Origin of the sequence: Thauera phenylacetica B4P (genome assembly GCF_000310225.1) — a bacterium.
GTDB classification, from domain to species: domain Bacteria; phylum Pseudomonadota; class Gammaproteobacteria; order Burkholderiales; family Rhodocyclaceae; genus Thauera; species Thauera phenylacetica.
The window spans coordinates 1-7,380 of the sequence record NZ_AMXF01000202.1; the positions used below are offsets into that span (position 1 = coordinate 1).

At 72.9% G+C, this 7,380-nt stretch carries 5 protein-coding genes; 3 read left to right on the plus strand and 2 right to left on the minus strand.

All coding sequences use genetic code 11. The features are described 5' to 3' along the window. Both C667_RS18070 and C667_RS18075 read right to left on the minus strand, forming a co-directional pair. Positions 1-1,881 (minus strand): circularly permuted type 2 ATP-grasp protein (locus C667_RS18070; RefSeq protein ID WP_004373890.1); only part of this gene is annotated, 1,881 nt, incomplete at its 3' end. A 6-nt stretch (positions 1,882-1,887) separates the two neighbouring features. Further along, the gene (locus tag C667_RS18075) at positions 1,888-5,373 is read right to left on the minus strand and encodes a transglutaminase family protein (protein ID WP_004373896.1); all 3,486 of its coding nucleotides are present in this window, start codon (positions 5,371-5,373) and stop codon (positions 1,888-1,890) included. 438 nt (positions 5,374-5,811) lie between these two features. On the opposite strand from C667_RS18075, the gene C667_RS18080 reads away from it, so the two are divergent. The 3 genes from C667_RS18080 to C667_RS18090 form a co-directional block, all read left to right on the plus strand. Continuing rightward, on the plus strand, positions 5,812-6,066 hold the full coding sequence (locus tag C667_RS18080) for a hypothetical protein (RefSeq protein WP_157302406.1): 255 nt from the start codon (positions 5,812-5,814) through the stop codon (positions 6,064-6,066). 26 nt (positions 6,067-6,092) lie between these two features. Beyond that, the gene (locus tag C667_RS18085; RefSeq protein ID WP_004373904.1) at positions 6,093-6,680 is read left to right on the plus strand and encodes a Pvc16 family protein; all 588 of its coding nucleotides are present in this window, start codon (positions 6,093-6,095) and stop codon (positions 6,678-6,680) included. Next, a partial coding sequence (locus C667_RS18090; protein WP_004373906.1) for a hypothetical protein occupies positions 6,677-7,380 on the plus strand: 704 nt, incomplete at its 3' end. The genes C667_RS18085 and C667_RS18090, both read left to right, overlap by 4 nt.

The following is a 7,380-nucleotide window of genomic DNA, read 5'->3' on the forward strand; positions in this document are numbered from 1 at the left end:
CACGCCCGCCTCCCCCGCCTCCCCCGCCACGCCCGCCTCCCCCGCCACGCCCGCCTCCCCCGCCACGGCGGCGAGCAGGCCGCGCTGCCGGCACAGCGCCTGCAGCGCCGCGGTCACCTTGCCGTCCTCGCCCAGCCACGAGGCCTCGCCCCCCTCGCCCCACTCTTCCTGGCGCGCCAGCGTCTCGCGGCCGAGGCGCGCGGCGGAGTCGGCGCGCTCGCTGTAGCGGCCGAGCCAGAAGAAGTTCTCCGCCACCCGGCTCGACAGCCCGAGCACGCGCGCGCCCCCGGCCGGAGGCGCGAGCTGGCCGGGCACGATGCGCGGAAGCGGACGCGGCCGCGCCGGCGAGCCGAGCACCCAGGCGTCCTTGCTGCCGCCGCCGTGCTGCATCGACACGATGCGCATGTCGGCCTCCGAGGCCACCCGTACGAGCCCGCCCGGCAGCACGCGAAAGCCCTCCGCACTGGCCGCCGCGAACACGCGCAGGCCGATGTTGCGCGCGACCAGCGCGCGCGCCTGGCGGGCGGATGCGTCCTTGCCGCCTCCGCCGTCCCTGCCCTCCCCGCCCGCCAGCACCGGCGCCTGCGAGAGGTTCACGCGCTCCTGCGCGACGAAGTCGAAGGGCCGCCGCGCGATCCGCGCCGCCAGCGCGTCGAGCTCCGCCGCCGGCAGGTCGCCGCAGAACACCGGCCCGGCCCCGAGGGTGGGATAGGCCGGCTTCACCACCAGCTCGCGCAGGTGCTTCAGCGCGTAGTCGCAGGCCGCCGGCTCGCCGCACCACCAGGTCGCCACCGAGGGCATGCGCAGCTTGCTGCCGAGCAGATGCTCGCACAGCCGCGGCAGGTAGCCGAGCAGCGCCCCGGTCTCGAGGATGCCGCTGCCGAGCGCGTTGGCCACCGTCACCGTGCCGGCGCGCACCGCCGCCACCAGGCCGGCGACGCCGAGCGCGGAGTCCTCGCGCAGCTCGAGCGGGTCGCACCAGAGGTCGTCCACCCGGCGCAGGATCACATGCACGCGGCGCAGGCCATCGAGCGTGCGCAGCCAGACCTTGTCGTCGCGCACGGTGAGGTCCTGGCCCTCGACGAGCGGGAAGCCCAGCTCGCGCGCGAGGTAGGCGTGCTCGAAGTAGGTCTCGTTGTAGGGCCCCGGCGTGAGCACCACGACCAGCGGGTCTTCGCCGGCCACCGCGCCGTCGGCCGGGGCGAGATCGGCGAGGCTGTCGCGGAAGCCCTCGAAGAAGGGCACCAGCGGCTCCACGCCGGCGGCGCGATAGAGCTCGGGCAGCACGCGCGCGACCACGCTGCGGTTCTCCAGCGCGTAGCCCGCGCCCGAAGGCGCCTGGGTGCGGTCGGCCACCGCCCACCAGCGTCCGTCTGGCGAGCGCGCCAGGTCCACCGCATACAGGTGCAGGAAGCGCCCGCCCGCCGGGCGCGCACCCACCAGCGGGCGCAGGAAGCCGCTGTGGCCGTAGATCAGCGCGGGCGGCACCAGGCCCTTCTCGAGCAGGACCTGTTCGCCGTAGAGGTCGGCGAGGATGCGGTCGAAAAGCGTGGCGCGCTGGATCACCGCGGCCTCGATCTGCGCCCACTCCGCCGCCGGCAGCATGTAGGGCAGCAGGTCGAGCTCCCATGGGCGCGCGAAGCCGCGCGGGTCGGCATACACGTTGTAGGTGATGCCGTTCTCGTGGATCTGGCGGCCGAGCGCGGCCCGCCGCGCCGACAGCTCGTCGGCAGGCATGGCGGCGAGGCCGTGGAAGAAGTCGCGCCAGTGCGGCCGCAGCACCACGACGCTGCCGATACGCTGGCAGAGCTCGTCGTAGCGGTCGGGCCGCGCGGCGTAGCGGGCGAGCAGCTCGGGCGGGCGCTGCGGCTGGACCTGCATGGCGCGTCAGCTCCGGCGGCGCAGGTCGAGGGTGAAGGGGAAGTCGGCGTTGCGCTCGGCCGGCGCGGGCGCGACGCGGCCGGGCGTGTGGCCGGTGGTGGTGAAGCTCGCCAGGCGGCGACCCTCGGCCTCGTAGGGGTTGACCGGATAGGCCTCGTGGTTGCGCCCGCCCGGATGCGCGACGTGATACACGCAGCCGCCCATCGAGCGCTGCATCCAGCCGTCGACGAGGTCGAACACCAGCGGCGCATGCACGCCGATGGTCGGATGCAGGCAGGACGGCGGCTGCCAGGCGCGGTAGCGCACGCCGGCGACGAACTCGCCCACCGTGCCGGTCGGCTGCAGCGGCAGCGCGTGGCCGTTGCAGGTGAGCACGTGGCGGTCGTCGTTGAGTCCGGAGACCTTCACCTGCAGGCGCTCCACCGAGGAATCGACATAGCGCACGGTACCACCGGGCGCGCCCTCCTCGCCCATCACGTGCCAGGGCTCGAGCGCCATGCGCAGCTCGACCTCGACGCCGCGCGCGGCGAACGCGCCGTACCTGGGGAAGCGGAACTCGAAGTGCGGCGCGAACCAGTCGAAGGCCACGGGGTAGCCGAACTCGCGCAGCTCGGTGACGACATCGCGGAAGTCCTCCGCCACCCAGTGCGGCAGCAGGAAGCGGTCGTGCAGCTCGGTGCCCCAGCGCCGCAGGCGGGCGGGGGCGTAGGGCTGCTGCCAGAAGCGCGCGATCAGCGCGCGCAGCAGCAGCTGCTGGGCGAGGCTCATGCGCGCATGCGGCGGCATCTCGAAGGCGCGCAGCTCCAGCAGGCCGAGCCGGCCGGTCGCGCTGTCGGGGCTGTAGAGCTTGTCGATGCAGAACTCGGAGCGGTGGGTGTTGCCGCCGGCGTCGATGAGCAGGTTGCGCAGCAGGCGGTCGACGAGCCAGGGCGGGACCTGCTTGCCCGCCTCGGGAAACTGCTCGAAGGCGACCTCGAGCTCATGCACCGAGTCGTGGCGCGCCTCGTCCACCCGCGGCGCCTGCGAGGTGGGGCCGATGAAGAGCCCCGAGAACAGGTAGGACAGGCTGGGGTGGTTGTGCCAGTAGCTCACCAGGCTGCGCAGCAGGTCGGGCCGGCGCAGGAAGGGCGAATCGGCCGGGGTGGCACCGCCGAGCACGAAGTGGTTGCCGCCTCCCGTGCCGGTGTGGCGGCCGTCGAGCATGAACTTCTCGGTCGACAGGCGCGTCTGGCGAGCCTCGTCGTAGAGCGTGGTGGTGCGCTCGACGAGCTCGTCCCAGCTTGCCGCGGGGTGGATGTTGACCTCGATCACGCCCGGGTCGGGGGTGATGCGGAAACTCGCGAGCCGGGGGTCGGACGGCGGCTCGTAGCCTTCGAGCACCACCGGCAACGCGAACTCGGCGGCGGTGTCCTCGATGGCGGCGACGATCTGCAGGTAGTCCTCCAGCGCCGCGGTCGGCGGCATGAAGAGGTGGAGCAGGCCGCCGCGCGGCTCGGCGCAAAGCGCGCTGCGGGTGATCCAGGCCGCGGACTCGTGCAGGCGCGGCGGGCGGGCGGGGTCGATGCGCTCGTCACGGGTGGCCAGCGCGGCCTCGGCGGCACCGGGCAGGGGTAGCGCAGCCTCACCTTCCGCCCCCTCGACGCCATGGAAGCCGGCATGCTCGACGCGGCCCGGCGTCCACCCGCCGCCCTGGGCGGTGAAGCCGAGGCCGCTGTCGGCGCCCAGGGTCGTGCCCGTCGGCCGCAGCTGCTGGCGCAGCTCGGCGTGCGCCGGCAGCGTCGGAAAGGGCTGGTTAGGATCGGCGGGGTGGATCCAGGGGAAGTCGCCCTTGCCCACCCAGGGCTGCGAATCCAGCGGCAGGCGGTAACCCATCGGCGAGTCGCCGGGGATCAGGTACAGGCGCTCGGCGCGCAGGAACCACGGTCCGCTCCTCCAGCGGCCGGCCCCGGCGTGATCGCACACGATCGGCAGCACGTGGCCGACGACCTGCTTCAAGCCCTGGTCGAAGACCTTGGCCAGGCGCGCGCGCGCCAGCGGATCGTCGACGCGGGAGTCGTGCGGATCGACGTTGCCCGGCAGCCGGCGCTCGCGCCACAGGTAGTACCAGGTGTCCTCGAAGGCCGCCATCATCCACTGCGCATCCACGCCCAGGCGCTCGCCCACGCGGGCGAGAAAGCGCGCCGCCACGGCCTCGTCCACCGCGGTGCCCGACAGCTCGCGCGCGAACAGCGCCGGGTCGTGCCAGATCGGCTCGCCGTCGCGGCGCCAGTAGCAGTTGAGCGACCAGCGCGGCAGCTGCTCGCCCGGGTACCACTTGCCCTGGCCGAAGTGCAGCAGGCCGCGGGACGCGTAGTGGTCCTTGAGGCGGAACATCAGGTTCTCGGCCAGGGTGCGCTTGCTCGGTTTGCTCGCATCACGTTTCTGCGGGTCGAGCGCGTCGCTGTTCCAGGCCGCGCCGTCGCGGTCGTCGAGCGACACGAAGGTGGGCTCGCCGCCTTGCGTGAGGCGGACGTCGTGGGCGCTCAGGTCACCGTCGATGCGGTGGCCCAGCGCCTCGATGGCGGCCCACTGCTCATCGCTGTAGGGCTTGGTGACGCGCGGCGCCTCCCACACGCGCTCGACCTTCATGTGGTGCTCGAATTCGCACTCGCATTCGTCGCTGAAGCCGGTGATGGGTGCTGCCGACGAGGGCTCGGGCGAGCAGGCGAGCGGGATGTGGCCCTCGCCGGCAAAGAGCCCCGAGGTCGGGTCGAGCCCGACCCAGCCCGCGCCGGGCAGATAGACCTCGCACCAGGCGTGCAGGTCGGTGAAATCCGCCGCGGCGCCGGAGGGGCCGTCGAGCGACTTCACGTCGGCCACGAGCTGGATCAGGTAGCCCGACACGAAGCGCGCCGCCAGCCCGAGGTGGCGCAGCAGCTGCACCAGCAGCCAGGCCGAGTCGCGGCAGGAGCCGCTCGCCAGCGTCAGCGTCTCCTCCGGGGCCTGCACGCCCGGCTCCAGGCGCACCAGGTAGCGGAGGTCCTGCTGCACGCGCTGGTTGAGCGCGACCAGGAAGTCCACGCTGGCCTTGGGTGCGCGCGGGATGGCGCCGAGATAGTCGCGAAAGCGCGGCCCGAGCGCGGCGGCCGGCGCCTTCGCCAGGTAGGGTGCGAGCTCGATGCGCAGCGCGTCCTCGTAGGCGAAGGGGATCTTCTCCGCCGCCGGCTCGAGGAAGAAGTCGAAGGGGTTGATGACCGACAGCTCGGCCATCAGGTCGACCTCGATGCGCAGCTCGGTGGTCTTGTCCGGGAAGACCAGGCGCGCGAGATAGTTCGACTGCGGGTCCTGCTGCCAGTTGATGAAGTGGCCGGCAGGCTCGACCTTGAGCGCGTAGGCGTGGATGGGCGTGCGGCAGTGCGGCGCCGGGCGCAGGCGCACGACCTGCGGCGACAGCGCGACCGGGCGGTCGTAGCGGTAACGAGTGATGTGGTTGAGCTTGACATGGATGGACACGGGAGGCCTCGCAGGCGGTACGGACACCGAGGAGATCCGAGCAAGAACCATGCACGCCCCGAATCCCACCAAAGACGGGCTGTCTGCGGGGGATCCATGCATCGAGCGCACCAATTCCGCCCCGCAAGCGCACTGCGACGGTGCATCGCGGCCCCGGAAACGGGCGCGGGTCACCGACGACCCGGTGCGACGCGCCCGACCCGGCCCCGCGTCCACCGCGGCAATCCGCACGCCCGCCTTGTCCCGCGCGGCCTGCGCAGTATCGGCCCCGTCCTTCGGGCGGGTGGCTTTCGACCCGGCACATGCGCAGGCGGAACGACCGAGGAGCGTCGAGAATGAACTACAAACCCATGATTCGAACACCTTTTCCCCTTTTTCTTCGGCGCTGGCACGGAACTCGCTGCAATGCCCGCGAGACCTTGTCGGGAGGCGGCAAGCATGGAGGATCGAAGCCTCGGGGAAGTCATGGCGGCCATCGAGGCCTATCTCGCCTGCCACCCCGAGGCGGCGGACAGCGCGGAGGGCATCGCGCGCTGGTGGCTCGCGGCACGCGGCATCGACACCGACGCCGACACGGTGACGCAGGCGCTGCAGCGACTGGTCGAGTTCGGTACGGTGCGCGTCCGACGCACTCCCGACGGACGCCGGCTCTACATCGCGACCGTGCCCCCGGCCGCGAAACGGACGCATTGACGGCGACGCGAGGACACGGAGCGAAGATGGCGAACGTATTCGGCGTGCATTCGGTGGGAAGCTCGATCGTGACCTTCCTGCGCAACACCTACCCCGGCGAGAGCGGCGGGCGGGCGCTGCCGGCGTGCGCCTTCGAGCTCGTGAGCGCCGGCCAGCTCGCCGGCGAGATCGAGGAAGGCAACCGCATCACGCTGTTCCTGTACCGCATCTCGGTCAACGAGCACCGCCGCCAGAGCGCCCGGCTGCGCGACGAGGCCGGGGGCGCCGGTCCGCTCGGGCTCGACCTGCACTACCTGATGAGCGCCTGGGGCATGACCCCCGAGGACGAGCAGGTGTCGATGACTTGGGCGCTTCGCCAACTGCATCGCCATCCGGTGCTCGACGCCTCGTCGCTGACGCCCGAAGCCGGCTGGGACCGCGAGGAGGTCGTCCAGATCGTCCCCTCCGAACTGCCCACCGAAGACCTCATGCGGATCTGGGATGCGCTGAGCCCGTCCTACCGCCTGTCCGTCTCCTGGGTCGCCCGTCTCGTGCGCATCGACCCCGACCGCGACGACACGCAGCATCGCCCGGTGGTCGCCGGCCGCTTCCGCTACGCGGAGGACGCCTCATGAACACGGACGCGCTGCGCGAGCTCGAGCGCGTCGAATGGCGCGTGCTGGCCGCGCTGCGGCCGATCGACGCCATCACCGCCGCCACCGTCGTCGCGCCGCTGCGGGTGACGGCGGAAGGCGCGCGCATCGCCCGCAACCGCAGCGGGCTCTACGTCATCCACGAATGGGCAGCGCTCGCGCCCCACGCCGCCGCCTTCGACGCTCCGCCCGCCCTGCCCGCGCCCGGCAGCCTGGCGCTGACGGTGTCCATCGTCGACCCCGCCGGCCAATACCTCCCGCGCCTGGCCCGAATCGCCCTGCCACGCGACCCCGCGGCTGCGGGCGAAGACTCGCTGTTCGCCGCGCGCCCCATCGCGCTCCATCCGGCACCCGGCGCCCGCCTCGGCATCAACTGGTGCGCGCTGCGGGTCAGTCTCGCGCATCCCGCGAGCGGCGATGCGCTGGGCGGCGCCCTGTTACGGGTGGTGGCCGGCGACACCGTGCTCGCGCGCGGGCTGTCGGACTGGCGCGGCGAAGCGCTGGTGCCGGTGGCCGGCATCCCGGTGACGACCTGGTCGGAGGACGAGGAGGCGGTGGTGGTCAGCCACGTCGCGGCCACGCTCGAGGCGATCTTCGACCCCGAGGCCGGCACGCGCACGCCGATCACCCACGTGCGCGCGGGCCGCCCGCCGCCCCGCCTGCCGCAGGTCGACCCCGACGC